The organism is Paenibacillus sp. plas6 (assembly GCF_057221655.1).
This window is the reverse complement of sequence record NZ_CM170151.1, coordinates 846,579-862,374: the sequence shown is the minus strand read 5'-3', so window position 1 is coordinate 862,374 and position 15,796 is coordinate 846,579. Positions and strand designations below refer to the sequence as shown.

Annotated in this window: 10 protein-coding genes; 9 read left to right on the top strand and 1 reads right to left on the bottom strand. The window is 40.0% G+C overall.

The features are described from left to right. The first annotated feature begins 195 nt into the window (after positions 1-195). On the top strand, positions 196-2,076 hold the full coding sequence (htpG, locus tag AC2TDL_RS03960) for a molecular chaperone HtpG (protein WP_484698911.1): 1,881 nt from the start codon (positions 196-198) through the stop codon (positions 2,074-2,076). An 82-nt stretch (positions 2,077-2,158) separates the two neighbouring features. Here the strand turns inward: htpG and AC2TDL_RS03955 are convergent, their stop codons facing one another. Continuing rightward, complete coding sequence (locus AC2TDL_RS03955; protein ID WP_484698910.1) at positions 2,159-3,184, bottom strand: LacI family DNA-binding transcriptional regulator; 1,026 nt, start codon at positions 3,182-3,184, stop codon at positions 2,159-2,161. A gap of 303 nt (positions 3,185-3,487) precedes the next feature. On the opposite strand from AC2TDL_RS03955, the gene AC2TDL_RS03950 reads away from it, so the two are divergent. The 8 genes from AC2TDL_RS03950 (at position 3,488) to AC2TDL_RS03915 (ending at position 15,779) form a co-directional block, all read left to right on the top strand. Beyond that, positions 3,488-4,849, top strand: coding sequence for an ABC transporter substrate-binding protein (locus AC2TDL_RS03950; protein WP_484698909.1), 1,362 nt, complete (start codon positions 3,488-3,490; stop codon positions 4,847-4,849). A gap of 622 nt (positions 4,850-5,471) precedes the next feature. Then, positions 5,472-8,396: an extracellular solute-binding protein gene (locus tag AC2TDL_RS03945; protein ID WP_484698908.1), complete on the top strand. Its 2,925-nt coding sequence runs from the start codon at positions 5,472-5,474 to the stop codon at positions 8,394-8,396. A 19-nt stretch (positions 8,397-8,415) separates the two neighbouring features. Then, a complete protein-coding gene (locus AC2TDL_RS03940; protein ID WP_484698907.1) occupies positions 8,416-9,318 on the top strand; it encodes a carbohydrate ABC transporter permease in 903 nt (300 codons plus the stop codon). Between the two features lie 2 nt (positions 9,319-9,320). Continuing rightward, positions 9,321-10,187, top strand: a complete 867-nt coding sequence (locus AC2TDL_RS03935; RefSeq protein ID WP_484698906.1) for a carbohydrate ABC transporter permease — start codon at positions 9,321-9,323, stop codon at positions 10,185-10,187. A gap of 15 nt (positions 10,188-10,202) precedes the next feature. Continuing rightward, positions 10,203-11,678 (top strand): gluconolactonase, encoded by a 1,476-nt coding sequence (locus AC2TDL_RS03930; protein ID WP_484698905.1) that lies wholly within the window; start codon positions 10,203-10,205, stop codon positions 11,676-11,678. After that, complete coding sequence (locus AC2TDL_RS03925) at positions 11,675-12,295, top strand: Yip1 family protein (protein ID WP_484698904.1); 621 nt, start codon at positions 11,675-11,677, stop codon at positions 12,293-12,295. Before AC2TDL_RS03930 ends, AC2TDL_RS03925 begins: the two co-directional genes overlap by 4 nt. Before the next feature lie 23 nt (positions 12,296-12,318). Next, positions 12,319-14,880, top strand: a complete 2,562-nt coding sequence (locus tag AC2TDL_RS03920) for a DUF5696 domain-containing protein (RefSeq protein ID WP_484698903.1) — start codon at positions 12,319-12,321, stop codon at positions 14,878-14,880. Then, a complete protein-coding gene (locus AC2TDL_RS03915; protein WP_484698902.1) occupies positions 14,877-15,779 on the top strand; it encodes a carbohydrate ABC transporter permease in 903 nt (300 codons plus the stop codon). The genes AC2TDL_RS03920 and AC2TDL_RS03915 overlap by 4 nt, the downstream gene beginning before the upstream one ends. Positions 15,780-15,796 lie beyond the last annotated feature (17 nt).

The window sequence follows — 15,796 nt, the reverse complement described above, 5'->3', positions numbered from 1 at the left end:
GCTTTAGACTTGTGCTGCTCTTCTTTTTAACAACAGTTCTTTAAATTGTAATGGCTTGCGCCCAGCCTTCGTTAGATTGACAACGAATTTCAAATTATGGTATATATCTAATAGAGATTAGCACTCTAGACGTTTGAGTGCTAACAATGATGTATCTAACCAATGGTTATGAAATGAAAGGAGAAATAATCAACTATGGCTACAAAGCAATTTCAAGCTGAATCGAAACGGCTATTGGAGATGATGATTAACTCCATCTATACCCAGAAAGAAATCTTTCTGAGAGAGCTACTTTCTAATGCTAGTGACGCTATCGACAAAATCTATTATAAAGCTTTAACTGATGATAACCTTGTTTTTAATAAGGAAGATTACTATATAAAACTAATTCCAAATAAATCGGATCGTACATTAACCATTGTTGATACTGGTATCGGAATGACGCAAGAGGAACTAGATAATAATCTAGGGGTTATTGCAAAAAGCGGATCTCTTGCTTTTAAACAAGAAGTTGAAGCGCAGGACGGTCATAATATTATCGGTCAATTCGGTGTCGGCTTTTATTCTGCATTTATGGTTGCTGACAAAGTCGTTGTTACGTCTCGCGCTTTAGGCAGCTCAGAAGCCTATCGCTGGGTATCTTCTGGTGCAGAAGGATATACTATCGAGCCAGCGGAAAAAGATACTGTAGGTACAGAAATTGTACTTCATATCAAGCAAAATAGTGAAGAAGAGAACTATGATGAATTTTTAGAGCCATATCGTCTAAAAGCGATTGTTAAAAAGTATTCTGATTTTATTCGCTATCCGATTAAAATGGATATTACTACGCAAAAGCCTAAAGCGGATGCTGAAGGAGAATTTGAAGAAGTAACTGAGGAGCAAGTGCTTAACAGCATGGTTCCAATCTGGCGTCGTAATAAAAATGAGCTAACCGATGTGGACTATGAACAATTTTATCAAGATAAACGCTATGGCTTTGATAAACCGCTAAAACATGTACATATTAGTGCAGATGGTGCGGTTGTTTATAATGCTATATTGTTTATTCCAGAGCATGCTCCGTTTGATTACTATACGAAGGAATTTGAAAAAGGCTTAGAGCTTTACTCCAATGGCGTGTTAATTATGGAGAAATGCGGCGATTTGTTGCCTGATTATTTCAGCTTTGTGAAAGGGATGGTAGATTCTGAGGACTTGTCCTTAAACATCTCTCGTGAATTGCTGCAACATGACCGTCAGCTTAAGCTTATTGCGAAAAATATTAAAAACAAAATTAAATCATTGCTATTATCAATGCTTAAAGACGAGCGTGAAAAATATGAAAAATTCTTCAAAGCGTTCGGTCGTCAATTAAAGTTTGGTGTGTACAATGATTTTGGCATGAATAAAGGAGATTTGCAGGATCTGTTAATCTTCACTTCATCATTTGAGAAAAAACTAGTTAGCTTAGCTGAATATGTTGAGCGCATGAAGGATGATCAAAAATATATTTACTATGCAACAGGAGAATCTGTCGCTCGTATTGAAAAATCTCCACAGCTAGAAGCAGTGCTAGATAAAGGTTATGAAGTGCTTTACTTAACAGAGGATATTGATGAGTTTGCGATTAAAGTAATTGCAAGCTACAAAGAGAAGGAATTCCGCAACGTTGCAAGCGGCGATCTTGGCTTTGAAGTTAACGACAATGACGATAAAGGAGAAGCAGATAGCGAGGAAGCTAAGGAACTGTTCCAACGCATGGGCGAGCTGCTTAAAGATAAAGTGAAAGCCGTTAAAGCTTCTAAACGCTTGAAAAGCCATCCTGTCTGCTTAACTGCAGAGGGCGACTTGTCTATTGAGATGGAAAAAATCTTAAAAGCTATGCCAGATGCTAACGGTATCCAAGCGGAAAAAGTTCTCGAAATTAACATTAATCATGAAGTGTATGGCGCGCTGAAATCAGCATTTGAGAAGGATAAAGAGAAGTTTGAGTTATATACTCAGCTATTGTATAGCCAAGCATTGCTAATCGAAGGCTTAACTATTGAGGATCCAGTTGAATTTAGTAATAACATTTGTAAAGTAATGGTTTAATTAAGATTAGTCGGAAGAAGGACGGTAGCGTTGTGCTTGCCGTCCATTTTTTGTGCAATTCTAAACGATTTATTTTGCTAGGTTATGATAAAGGATATGCAAAATGCTTATTGATGATCAGCTCAGTACCGATAAGTTTTCGTTCATGAGGCGCTCCTTGATGCTGCATGCGCCATAGTAATTGGTCGACTGAGCGCATACCTAATATGTCCTTGCTCACATTAACGGTAGCAAGCAGAGGCAGCTCTGGATTTGTATAGTCAAAACCAGTTACACTGCAATCTTTAGGAACCTTTATACCATTCTGTTCAAGCACTTCAATAGTAAATTGTGCATAGGAATCGTTCGCACAGACAAACACTTGCGGCAATCCTTTTTCAGCAATAAATTGAGGGATGACATATTGCATTTCTTCAACCTCAATAAAGTTTAGTCGCTGATCCTGCTTAAGTTCGATTTTATGCTCCTCAAGCGTGTTACGGAAGGCAAGCCAACGCTCCTTAAAGCTATAGGCCTCTTGAATGTTGCCAATAAATTGATAGTTCGTATAGCCGAAGGAGATAAGCTCTTCGATCATGCGGACAACACTGGTCGTATTATCTGAAAATATCGTGTCGCATTGAAACTGTGGATCAATATGATCGACCATAATGACTGGAATTTGGCTTCGCTTTAATTCAAGCAGCAATGAGGTTGAAATAGAACCAATTGAAATAATGCCTTGAATAGCTTCTGGATTGAGCAGTGTAAATATTGAGTCATTGCTAGGTTCAGTTAGTGTAAGGATATTTACACCTTGTTGATTAAGGCTTTTTGAAATTCCATTAAATACAGGTCCCCAGTAAAGCGAATCTGCATTTTGATAACGAATATTAGGAAAGAGAATAAGAATTGTTCCTTTCCAGTTACCTTTGTCCGTATGAACAGGATAAAAGGTTGAGTTTTGAAATGATTTAGAAGCAAAATAGCCAAGTTGTTCGGCAGCTTGTACAATAAGCTGCCGAGTTTCTTCACTAACACCTGATTTCCCCGCAAGAGCCCGTGAAACTGCATATTTTGACAATCCTACCGTATCCGCAATTTGTTGAATTGTAACTTTCCTGCGCATAAATATTTAATCACTTCGCTTTTGTTATTTTTGTTATGTTCAACATAACATGATATTTAGGTTTTGGCAATAAATTTGTTGGGTTTTATCGAATGAAAAGGGATTCAAAAAGAGATTTTTAAATTTGAAATAACATATTGACCTAAAAGTTATGTTCATGATATTCTTTGTTATGTAAGGAAGCGCTAACAAAATAACAAAAATAACATAACGTTATTTGTTATTTACATCTAGCAGACTTTACATCACGCCATTTTGTTATCGCCCACTTTATACAGTTTATTAAAAATGGGAGGTTAAACAATGCGTAATTTCAAAGGAGTTTCATTACTTATCTGCTCATTGCTTTTGCTGGCAGCTTGTAGTGGCGGAAAGGGGAATTCAACTGAGTCTACCAATAGTGCTGCTACGCCAACTCCATCGGTTGCTGCGACAGAAACAAACGCATCAACTGATGAGGGAGAAGAAACCTATGATTTAGGGGGAAGGGTAATTAAAATTGCTGCGTGGTGGGATTTAACACCAGCAGGTACAACACAATCAGATATAAACAGATTAGAGAAAATTAAAGAAGTTGAAGAAAAATACAACGTGAAGATCGAATTTGTTACAGTGCCATTTGAAGAGATGGTTCCTAATTTTACAAACAGTGTTTTAGCAGGAGAACCTTTTGCTGACATTGTTCAACTAGAATATAAAGCTGCTTTACCTCTAATTAAAAAGGGACTTATTTTACGCATTAGTGAATTTACAAACGAAAAAAGCAACATCAACAATGAAGGTAATTTGTTGGCGAAATATGCCCCGATTGCAGGAGACTATTATGGCTTTGATAATCCAACCTCAATTGGTGCAGGCATGCATTATAACCGAGATTTATTTAAAGAGCTTAACTTAGAGGATCCTAAGGATATTTACGAACGCGGCGAATGGACTTGGGATAAATTTTTAGAGCTGGCGAAAGCAGCTACTAAGGATACCAATAACGATGGGAAAAACGACATATGGGGATTTTCTGCATGGTCGATTGATGCATATAAACATTTTGCCGTTTCAAACGGTGTACGAGTAGTTGATGAAGAGAATTTGACAGAGGGATTGACTAGCCCAGGTTCCATTAAAACAGCAGAATTTTTGAATCAGCTATACAACGTTGACAAAGTGGTTAAGGTTAGCACTGGCGATCCAATGAACTGGGAAGAGTCCAATACGTTTAAAGAAGGCGATGTGGCGATGTTCACAGTTGCCGAATGGAATTTGGGCGGCTTGAATTTTGAATATGGTATTGTTCCAATTCCAAAAGGACCAGATCAAAATACAGATTACACCTATGCAAACACAGCAGCTTCTGCGAAGTTCATCGGTAAAGGAGTTAAAGATCCAGAGCTAGTTTATCAAATCTATGAAGAAACTTTCGATATTCCAATGCTTGAAGAATATCCAGGTCAAGACTACTTAGAAAGCATTTATACCTATGAAGATGATGTACAAATGCTGCGTGATCATATTGCTGGTACAGGTCTAATTACGATAGATGATGCATTCCCTGATTTCCCAACATGGGCATTTGTAAACGATGTCATTGTTAACCAAATTTCACCTTCGGCTGCTGCTGAAACCTACAAAGGTCAAGCTGCTGAAGCACTTACTAAGTTAGGTCAGTAAAGAGCTAACAAACGGTTTAAGCGAAGGAATAAGCGATTGGTGTAATAGCCTATTTGCATTTATAGCTGCGAGGCAAGGGCTTCCAGCGGAGGAATAACGTCTGGAAAACGGGAGTGATCCGCCTTTAAAGCCTGTTGCAGCCGCAGAGAAGGAAAAAAGCAGCAGGCTTTAAAAAGCGGATGAAAGACGATTATTCCGGAGCGTAGCATCTACCTTGAAAGCAATGCTTAAGTAGCTACAAGGAAGGGCTGAAAAGGGCTTCCAGCGGAGGAATAAACGTCTGGAAAACGGAAGTGATCCGCCTTTAAAGCCTGTTGCAGCCGCAGAGAAGGAAAAAAAGCAACAGGCTTTAAAAAGCGGATGAAAGACGATTATTCCGGAGCGTAGCATCTACCTTGAAAGCAATGCTTAAGTAGCTACAAGGAAGGGCTGAAAAGGGCTTCCAGCGGAGGAATAACGTCTGGAAAACGGGAGTGATCCGCCTTTAAAGCCTGTTGCAGCCGCAGAGAAGAAAAAAGCAGCAGGCTTTAAAAAGCGGATGAAAGACGATTATTCCGGAGCGTTGCAAAGAGCTGTCAAGAGCTTACCATTCCGAAGCACATTATGATTGGGAGGGGACGCAGTGGATCATCATCGCAGACCACTAAAGACATCAACCATAATTGCAATCGGCGCATGCGTCATTGTTTGTGTCGTGTTGCTTATTATCAATGCGCAAACTGCTAATCAGAACATAGATGCTGCTGCCAACATTTCATATGAAGCAAAGTCTCGATTTGATGAGCAGAGCTATGCAGCATATATCGAAAAATATAAAACTGCTGAAAAATCAGAACATGAAATTGTAATTGAAGCAGCAGAGTATAAGGAATTGACAGGCGATGATTTTAAATTGCTGGAAAATTACGAAGGCAGTCAGGGAAAGTCCTTATATACTGGCGAGACGGGAAAAGTGACGTGGAGCTTTGAGGTTCCAAGCAGCGGCTTATATCAAATGGAACTGCTATATTATCCGATTGAGGGTAAAAGCTCGGCAATCGAACGAATTATCGAAATTGACGGTGAAGTCCCGTTTGAAGAAGCGCAATTTGTTCAGTTCGATCGAATTTGGAATAACGAACTTAAGGAAATTAAGGTAGACAATCAAGGAAATGAGCTTAGACCAAGACAAATTGAGTACCCACAATGGACGACGAAGCTTGTACAGGATTCAAATGGCTATATTACTGAGCCGTTTCAATTTTATTTAGCAAAAGGGAGTCACACACTATCGTTCACAGCAACACGCGAACCTATGCTTATTAAGGAAATACGTCTTAAACAACAACCTGCTGTTCCTTCATATGCAGAGCTTTTTGAGCAATATAAGCAAGAGAATATTCAATCTGCAGACGAATTTGAACTTAGAATTGAAGGGGAAGCTGCGATCCGTAAATCTTCACCGACACTCTATCCAACAAGTGAACGTACTAGCTCAGCGGTATCTCCATACAGTGCATCAAAGATTCGAATCAATACAATTGGCGGATATAACTGGCGTTTGCCTGGTCAATGGATTGAATGGGAATTTGAAGCTCCAGAGGATGGACTATATGAAATTTCCTTTATTGCACAGCAAAACTGGGTAAGAGGTATTTATTCTACACGAAAGCTAACGATTGATGGTGTTGTACCATTTCAAGAAATGAATGAGATTGGCTTCCGTTATAAGAGCGGCTATCGCTTAGAGAAGCTTAGTGACGATGAAAATAAGCCCTATCAATTTTACTTAACTGCGGGTAAGCATACGTTGCGGCTTGAAAATACACTTGGTCCATTTGCAGAGCTTATTGCTAATGTCGAGGATTCGCTATACGAGCTGAATTCAATGTATCGCAAAATATTGATGATAACGGGAACGAAGCCTGATGAGTATCGCGACTATCAGTTAACAGACAAAATTCCAGATTTACTTGAAGTATTTATATTTGAGCGAGATCGGTTAAAAGATGTTGCTCAGCAATTGAAGCAGCTTTCTGGAGGATCAAGCGATCAGGAAGGCTTGCTAAAAGCAATGGCAGCACAGCTCGATGAGATGATTCAAAAGCCAGAAAATATCCATCGTAAATTAAAGGATTACAAATCTAACACGGGTGGTCTTGGTACATGGGTACAGCAAGCTAGAGAGCATCCTTTAGAAATTGATGCAATAATTGTTAGCTCGCCTGGTCAAAAAATTAAAACTAAAGGGATGAATGTCTCCGCTAAACTATTACATGAAATGCGTACTTTCGTAAATTCCTTTTTTATTGACTATAACAGCATAGGTAATATTAGCGAGGCAAAGGATCAGCGCACGATTACTGTCTGGATCGGCAGCGGGCGTGACCAAGCGAATACGATGAAAGCAATGATTGACGAAACATTTACATCACAAACTGGAATTAACGTAAATCTAAAGCTTGTGCAGATGCACACATTACTGCCTGCTACGCTTGCAGGACAAGGACCAGATGTAGCGATGCAGATCGATAATGATATTCCAGTTAATTTCGCAATGCGTAAAGCGGCAGTGGATTTGACGCAATTTTCTGATTTCGAAGAGGTTGAGAAGCGCTTCCGCGATAGTGCAGTGGTCCCTTATCGTTATAACAATGGAGTTTATGCGCTGCCAGAGCAGCAAACGTTTAACATGCTGTTTTATCGTAAGGACGTGCTTGAAGAGCTAGGTTTAGAAGTGCCAACGACTTGGGATGAAGTAGCGGAGATGCTTGCCGTACTAAGTAAAAACCATATGCAATTTGGTTTTCCGCCTGTACAGCAGGCACAGGTTCAAGGACAAAATATTCCGCCTAACTCGCTTTATGCTGCATTACTGTTCCAAAACGGAGGACAATTTTATCGTAACGACGGCAAGGAAAGTGATTTAGATTCACGCATTGCTATCGAAACTTTCAAGCAATGGACGGAATATTATACCGACTATAAGCTGGAGCGGGAATATGACTTTGCTAACCGCTTCCGTACAGGAGAAATGCCGATTGGGATTGCAGATTATACCGTCTATAACCAACTGACTGTATTTGCACCAGAAATTCGTGGCTTGTGGGGGTTTGCTCCGATTCCAGGTACTGTACAGGCGGACGGTACGATTAACAATCAAGTGCCAAGCGGCGGTTCAGCCGTTATGATGCTGCAGCATGCAGAAGATAAGGAAGCTGCGTGGGAATTTATAAAATGGTGGACAAGTGATGAAACACAAGCGAAGTTTGGGCGAGAGATGGAAGGATTAATGGGGGCGGCAGCTCGTTATCCGACAGCAAATATAAAAGCGCTTGACAGTTTACCTTGGCCAGTTGCTGATTATGAGCAATTGAAGAAGCAATTTGATCATGTTGTCGGCATTCCAGAAGTGCCAGGCGGCTATTTTACTGGTCGTCATCTATTTAATGCGTTCTACAAAACAGTTATCGGTGGAGTAGATGCACGCGAAGCGATTATGGATTACACGGAATATATTCAGGATGAAATTAAAAATAAACGAACGGAATTCGGCTTGCCGCAATAAGGAGGGAGAAGTCAGCTCAATGAATTGGTGGAACTTAAAATGGAGTGAAATGAAAAAAAATAAGCATTCCTACGTGCTTCTTGCTCCTTATATGGTTTTATTTAGCGTATTTACAGTGCTGCCTGTCATTATGTCGATGGTTTTAAGTTTTACTTATTTCAATATGCTTGAATTTCCTAAATTTATTGGCTGGAATAACTATTCGAGATTGTTCCTTGAGGACGATATTTTTTTAATTGCAGTAAAAAATACAATTCTATTTGCGGTTATTACTGGTCCAGTCAGCTATTTTGCTTGCTTTGTGTTTGCCTGGATAATTAATGAACTGTCACCAAAGCTAAGAGCGTTTATGACGCTTGTCTTTTATGCGCCATCGATTTCAGGAAACGTCTTTTTTATTTGGACCATGATATTTTCTGGCGACCGTTATGGAATTGCCAATGGCTTTTTACTGAAGCTTGGGCTGATTTTAGAACCAATTCAATGGCTCAAAAAAGAGGAATATATACTTGCTATCATTATTATCGTTCAGCTTTGGCTATCGCTCGGCACAGGCTTTCTTGCCTTTATTGCTGGTTTGCAGACGGTTGATCGTACGCTTTATGAAGCAGGAGCTGTTGATGGGGTGCGCAATCGCTGGCAGGAACTTTGGTATATTACGTTGCCATCGATGCGCCCTCAGTTAATGTTCGGCGCAGTTATTCAAATCACTACATCACTTGCGGTTGCAGATGTGTCGATTGCTTTGGCAGGCTTTCCAAGCGTTAACTATGCAGCCGAGACAATTGTGACACATTTGATGGATTTTGGTACGACAAGATTTGAAATGGGCTATGCTTCTGCGATCGCGACGATTTTGTTCATTATTATGCTAGGCACATATTTAATTATCCAAAAACTATTACGTAAGGTAGGTGAATGAGCATGCCCTTTTCCTTTAAGCTGCGATCTAAAAGGGTAAATCGCTCGTTCTGGGGAAGCTTTGCCTTATTTATCGTACTGGCCTTATTTGGGGCATTTATGGTATTGCCGCTAGTTTATGCGATTAACAATGCGTTTAAGCCGTTAGATGAAATATTTCTCTTTCCGCCAACGTTATTTGTTCGCAATCCGACATTTAATAACTTTTTAGATTTAATGAATTTACTTGGCGAGTCATGGGTTCCGTTTAGTCGCTATATTTTCAACACTCTGTTTATTACGCTTACTGGGGTGCTTGGTCATGTGATTTTTGCCTCGGCTGCGGCATTTCCGCTGGCGAAACATAAGTTTCCAGGGAGAAAAGTGTTATTTCAAATTGTCGTATTATCTCTAATGTTTACGCCTGTGGTTACGTCAATTCCTAACTATATGGTAATGAGCTGGCTTGGTCTAATTGATACGTACTGGGCAGTTATCATTCCAGCCTTTTCCTATTCATTGGGTCTTTATTTAATGAAGCAGTTTATGGAGCAAATGCCTGATGCACTAATGGAAGCGGCAAAAATTGATGGAGCTAGTGAATATCGGATTTTTTGGAGTATTGTTATGCCTAATGTGAAACCAGCATGGCTGACCTTAATTATTTTGCAATTTCAAATTTTATGGGGAAGCGACGGGAACGGCTTTATTTACAGCGAGCAACTGAAAAGTCTTCATTTTGCCGCCAATCAAATTATTTATGGCGGAATTGCTCGTGCAGGAGCGGCTGCAGCAGTAGCCTTGATTTTAATGAGCGTACCAATTACATTATTTGTTTTTTCCCAAAGCAGAATCATTGAAACAATGGCTTCCTCTGGCATGAAAGATTAGGAAGGGAGGGTAAAGATGAGAATACCGAAAATATTGACAGCATTATTCCTTGCCTTCGCTCTTGTCGCTACATCTTCGTTGGAAGAGGTATCAGCAGGAACGCCGTATGAGGCATACAACTACAATTATTGGGAAGAAGCAGTTCCTTCTCCAGCTGCATTTGTGCCGGAAAAAGTAATTAGCGGTCAATTACTAGGAGTAGGTGCATTTAGCGAGCCAAACGATATGGTGTTAGATCAGCAAGGCAACATCTATATTGCAGATACAGGGAATAAACGAATCGTTGTGCTAAATTCTGACTGGAGCGTTGAGCGAATTATTGATTCTGCTCCTGGCATTGAGCAATTTGGCAGCATTAGCGGCATTTTTGTTGATCATGATGGAGATCTGTACATTGCTGACAGCGGTCTTGGAAAGCTAATTGTTCTTACGAAGCAGGGAGATGTGCGATTAACGATTGATCATGTGCAATCGGATATTATTGCGGCTGGCTTTCAATTTGTGCCGACTAAAGTTGCGGTTGACAAAGCAAAACGGATGTATGTCGTAGCTAAGGGTGTCTTTGAGGGGATTATGCAATTTGATGCAGATGGCACCTTCCTTGGTTATATCGGGACGAATGAAGTAAAGCGCAATTATTACGAAATTATATGGCGGATGCTGTCTACAAAGGAACAACGCAGTCAAATGATTTTATTCATTCCAACAGAATTTTCAAATCTTGATATTGATCATAAAGGATTTGTTTATGCAACGAATATCGATTTAAATACGCTTACACCGATTAAACGGTTAAATCCGTCGGGCGAAGATGTCTTAAAACGGTTTGGTTATTTTGATGTGCGCGGAGATCTTCGTTACCGCTTGTCTGTAGGCCCTTCAATTTTTATCGATATAAAATATTTAGGGGACGGAATGTATAGTGCACTTGATAGCAATCAAGGAAGAATTTTTACTTATGATTCGGAAGGGAATCTGTTATTTATTTATGGGATGTTAGCTAATCAAGAAGGGACTTTTAAGACGCCTGTTGCGATTGAATACGATGGCAAAAATCAGCTAGTGCTTGACCGAGCTAAAGGAGTTATTAATGTGTTTAAACCAACGTTATTTGGCGAACTGGTGCTAAAGGCTTCACGCTTGCATTATAACGGCTACAGCGAAGAAGCAGTACCAATTTGGCAACGGGTGCTAGATTTGAATAGCAATTATGATATTGCCTATTTGGGCATCGGACGCTCATTAGTGCTGGCAAAGCGCAATGAGGAAGCACTCTATTATTTAAAGCAAGGCATGGATCGTGATCAGTATTCGGTAGCATATAAGCGGTATCGCCGCGAAGAAATGAAGCAGCATTTTGCTACGATTATGACGGTTCTTCTCATAGCTATGCTGGCTGTGATAGGCATTCTGTTATGGAGAAAAATGCGTCCTAAGCGAAACATGTCGATGACTGCTGTTCAACAAGTTGGGAGGGAGCAGAAGTTATGAGGAATGAGCTCTTTTATTATCCTTTGCGCGTTATGTTTAAGCCATTCAGCAGCTTCTGGGATTTGAAATATGACAATAAAGGCAGTCTAAAAATTTCATTTGTTATTATTGCTTTAACTATTTTAGCGCTAATCTTACAAAAGCAATTTGCCGGGTTTATGGTCAATGATATTGACCCTCGCTCAATTAATAGTCTTGTAGATATTACAACGGTTGTTGTTCCGTTTTGCTTATGGGTTGTCGCTAACTGGTCCATTACTACGTTGATGGATGGTGAGGGCAAATTTACAGAAATTTTTATAGCGTCTGCCTATTCTTTAACACCGTTAGTTGTTATTTATATCCCGATAACGTTTATTAGCCGCTTTATGGCTGAAGAGGAAACGGCTTTCTATTATTTATTGCTCTCAATAGCCTCGATATGGTTTGTTTGGCTATTATTTGTTGGGATTATGACAGTCCATCAATATACTGTGTTGAAAACGGTAACCACGATGTTCCTAACGGTTATCGTTATGGGAATTATCGTTTTTTTAGCAGCGCTAGTGTTTAGTATGCTGCAGCAAATCTATGAATTTATTTATAACATCTACCGTGAGCTATTGTTTAGAACGTAGAAAAGGGGGATGCATCCATTCGTATGAAAATCAAAAAATGGCTTATACTCGGTGCTCTCCTTACTGCTTTACTGATCACCGGTATTATTGTTTTTCTTAATCGAGGAGTTCCTGCCGTTGCGGTAGCTGATTACTTGGATATCTCTACTGTAGAAGCGGGCACAGAACTTAAAAGTGTTGCGCAGCCGATAGTAGCGGGAATGAAGGCTGTAGCGAAAAATGAAAAATTAGTACTTAGCTACAATGAAGAAACGACGGAAATTGCTGTTACCGATATAAGCAGCGGCTTTACTTGGTATAGCAACCCTATTGATCGCGCGGACGATACGCTTGCCTCAGCCTATGAGCAAAGCATGCTTTCCTCACAACTTGTGCTTCAATACCGCGATCTAGAAGGGAATCTTTATACGTACGCTAATTACGAAAAAAGCATTGCTAATGAACAATTTTATGCTGAAGCGATTGAAAATGGCTTACGGGTTACTTATCAGTTGGGAGATAATTCTGTCGGTATAGATGCGCTGCCAAAATATATCAGTAAAGAGCGTTTTGAGACGCTAATTCTCGCAAATTTGCCTGAAGCTACAGCAAATTATGTGAAAGCCAGATATATGGAATCAAAAGCTAAGCCTGGAGTAATGGAGCGATTAGATGCTCAAGTTGAGAAAAAGCTCGTCCTTAATAAAATGCTCGCTGCCTTCCAGGAAGCGGGATATACCGAGGAGGATCTAGCCTTTGACAATGCTGAGCAAGGCGGAGGCGAAGCTGCCGCTGATGAGAAGCCTAACTTTAAAGTTGTCATTGAATATCGTCTGATTGACGATGAATTGGTCGTTACAGTTCCTGCATCGCAAATTGAGGAGACATCATCGTATTTAGTACGAAGCATTGATGTGCTGCCGTTTTTTGGCGCGGCAAATAGCGCTGCTGAAGGATATATGTTTGTACCTGATGGATCGGGCAGTCTCATTTATTTGAATAACGGAAAAACAAAAGAAGAGCAATATGTCCAGCGCGTATATGGAAATGATCCTAATAATACCCGCAGGACTAGAGGAATGGTAAGTGAGCAAGCGCGAATGCCTGTTTTCGGCTTAAAAGATGGAAATAAAGCTTGGTTTGCTGAGATTATTGCTGGTGAAGCAAACAGCAGTATTACAAGCTCTATTAATGGAATTCGCAATTCCTATAACAATGTGTATGCTTCCTTCCAACTCCGCGGGGAAGACATCTTGGAATTGTATACAGGAAATAAATATCAAGAGATCCAGCGACTAAATGAACAGCGATTTATGGGTGATCTGCAAATTCGCTACAGTTTCCTTACGAATGAAAAAGCAAGCTATAGCGGCATGGCTGCATTATATCGAGAGCATCTTGCGGAGGATGGTGTGCTTACAAAATTACAGGCATTGGAGAAAATACCGTTCTATTTAGATATTATAGGTTCCTATGATAAGCAAGCCTCGTTCCTAGGTGTGCCCTATAAAAAGATTAATTCCTTAACAACCTTTAAGCAGGCTGCTGAGATTGTTGATCAGTTAGTCGAACACGGTGTAGAAAAGGTGAATATGCGTTATATTGGCTGGTTTGATCGCGGTATTCACCATAAAACGCCAGTTAAGCTGAAGCTAGATTCTGTGCTAGGCAATCAAGCGCAGTTGCTAGCATTGGATGAAAAATTAAAAAAGACAGGCGGTATGCTTTATCCCGATGTAGCCTTTCAATATGTTTATAATGATGATTTGCATTTTACGCCAGCTTCAGATGCTGCACGTTTTGTTACACGCGAAGTCGTTGAGCTATACCCATATAATCGGGCATTAAATCGAATGGATAGTATGATGGGAAGCTATTATTTGCTTTCTGCATCCAAGCTGCCATATTATGTGGAGCAATTTCAGAAATCCTTTAATAAAAAGTACGGTTTGTCAGGTGTGACTTTGCGAGATTTAGGCGATGTACTAGGCTCTGATTTTCGTGTTAGCAAAGTTGTGCATCGTGATACTGCAAAGAAAATTGTGCAACAATCATTAGCAGAGCTTTCAGATCAATATGAAACGATCGTCGTTGGCGGTCATGCGTATTCATGGGCATATAGCGATCATTTGCTTGATGTGCCGACATCATCAAGTTCATTTAGTATTACCGATGAAAGTGTTCCATTTATACAGATGGTGCTGCATGGTTATATTCCGTACGCAGGACCTTCCATCAATCTTAGTGATGAGCAAAATATAAAGGAGCATTTATTACGATCAATTGAGCAAGGAGCATATCCGCATTTCACATGGAGCTATAATCATTCCTCAGATTTAAAATTAACGGCTTACGATAATTACTTTTCAACTGGATATGAAATTTGGCTTGAAGAAGCAGCGGCTATGTATGAAGAAGTAAATAGTGTGCTTGTTAAAGTTAGCGGAGCTGCAATCGTGGAGCGGATTGTGCATCAGCCAGGTGTTGTCGAAATTCAATATGATAATGGCCTCTTTATTGTTGTTAATTATACAGCAGCCGATGTTTCCATCCATGGAATGAATGTAGGGGCAAGAGACTATAGGCTAGGCGGTGATCGGAAATGAGAAAACTGAAAATGATGAGCTTGCAGCGTAGACGGTCGCTGCTTGGTTTAATGTTTATAGCTCCATGGTTAATCGGCTTTCTTTTTCTTTATTTAACTCCGCTTATCCAGTCACTATTGTTCAGCTTTACTAAGCTGGTTATTCAGCCAGATGGGTATAGCTTGGAGCCGATCGGCTTTGATAATTTTCGCACCGCGTTATTGGTCGATGCTAATTTTAACCGTGTAATTACAGATTCGATCGGGCAAATGTTAATTAGCGTACCAATGATTTTATTTTTTAGCCTCTTTTCAGCAACGCTGCTCAATCAGAAATTTCGCGGCAGAACGTTGGCGCGGGCAATTTTCTTCTTACCAGTTATTTTGGCATCGAATGCCATTGCAGCGGCTGAACAAGCAGGACTGATTAATTTACTCGGAAGTGGGGCGTATTTGAATGAGTTAGAAGTATATACGTCCAGCTATAATGTGACATCCATTGTTTATATGTTACTAGATGTCGGTTTGCCTCGTTCTTTTGTTGATTATATTGTGGGGGCAATTCTAGGAATCTATAACATTATTACAAGCTCTGGTGTGCAAATTTTAATTTTTCTAGCGGCTTTACAATCAGTACCAAGCTCAATGTATGAAGTAGCCAAAATGGAGGGGGCAACCTCCTATGAGTGCTTTTGGAAAATTACATTTCCGATGGTTAGCCCGCTTATTTTAACAAACATTATTTATACCATAATTGATTCATTTACAGGCAGTCCTGTCACAGAACTTATTTATTCCGTAGCCTTTGAAACACAAAACTTTGGCTTAAGCGCTGCGATGTCATGGATTTATACTGCAGTTGTTGCCCTCGTTTTAATTATCATTGGCGTGCTTGTGTCACGACGCATTCATTACAATTAAGCAGTAGGAGGGAGAAG

What these genes read in the sequence shown, in the direction of transcription:
- htpG (WP_484698911.1), top strand. Translation starts at nt 196, where the DNA reads ATGGCTACAAAGCAATTTCAAGCTGAATCGAAACGGCTATTGGAGATG.
- AC2TDL_RS03955 (WP_484698910.1), bottom strand. Translation starts at nt 3,184, where the DNA reads ATGCGCAGGAAAGTTACAATTCAACAAATTGCGGATACGGTAGGATTG.
- AC2TDL_RS03950 (WP_484698909.1), top strand. Translation starts at nt 3,488, where the DNA reads ATGCGTAATTTCAAAGGAGTTTCATTACTTATCTGCTCATTGCTTTTG.
- AC2TDL_RS03940 (WP_484698907.1), top strand. Translation starts at nt 8,416, where the DNA reads ATGAATTGGTGGAACTTAAAATGGAGTGAAATGAAAAAAAATAAGCAT.
- AC2TDL_RS03935 (WP_484698906.1), top strand. Translation starts at nt 9,321, where the DNA reads ATGCCCTTTTCCTTTAAGCTGCGATCTAAAAGGGTAAATCGCTCGTTC.
- AC2TDL_RS03930 (WP_484698905.1), top strand. Translation starts at nt 10,203, where the DNA reads ATGAGAATACCGAAAATATTGACAGCATTATTCCTTGCCTTCGCTCTT.
- AC2TDL_RS03925 (WP_484698904.1), top strand. Translation starts at nt 11,675, where the DNA reads ATGAGGAATGAGCTCTTTTATTATCCTTTGCGCGTTATGTTTAAGCCA.
- AC2TDL_RS03920 (WP_484698903.1), top strand. Translation starts at nt 12,319, where the DNA reads ATGAAAATCAAAAAATGGCTTATACTCGGTGCTCTCCTTACTGCTTTA.
- AC2TDL_RS03915 (WP_484698902.1), top strand. Translation starts at nt 14,877, where the DNA reads ATGAGAAAACTGAAAATGATGAGCTTGCAGCGTAGACGGTCGCTGCTT.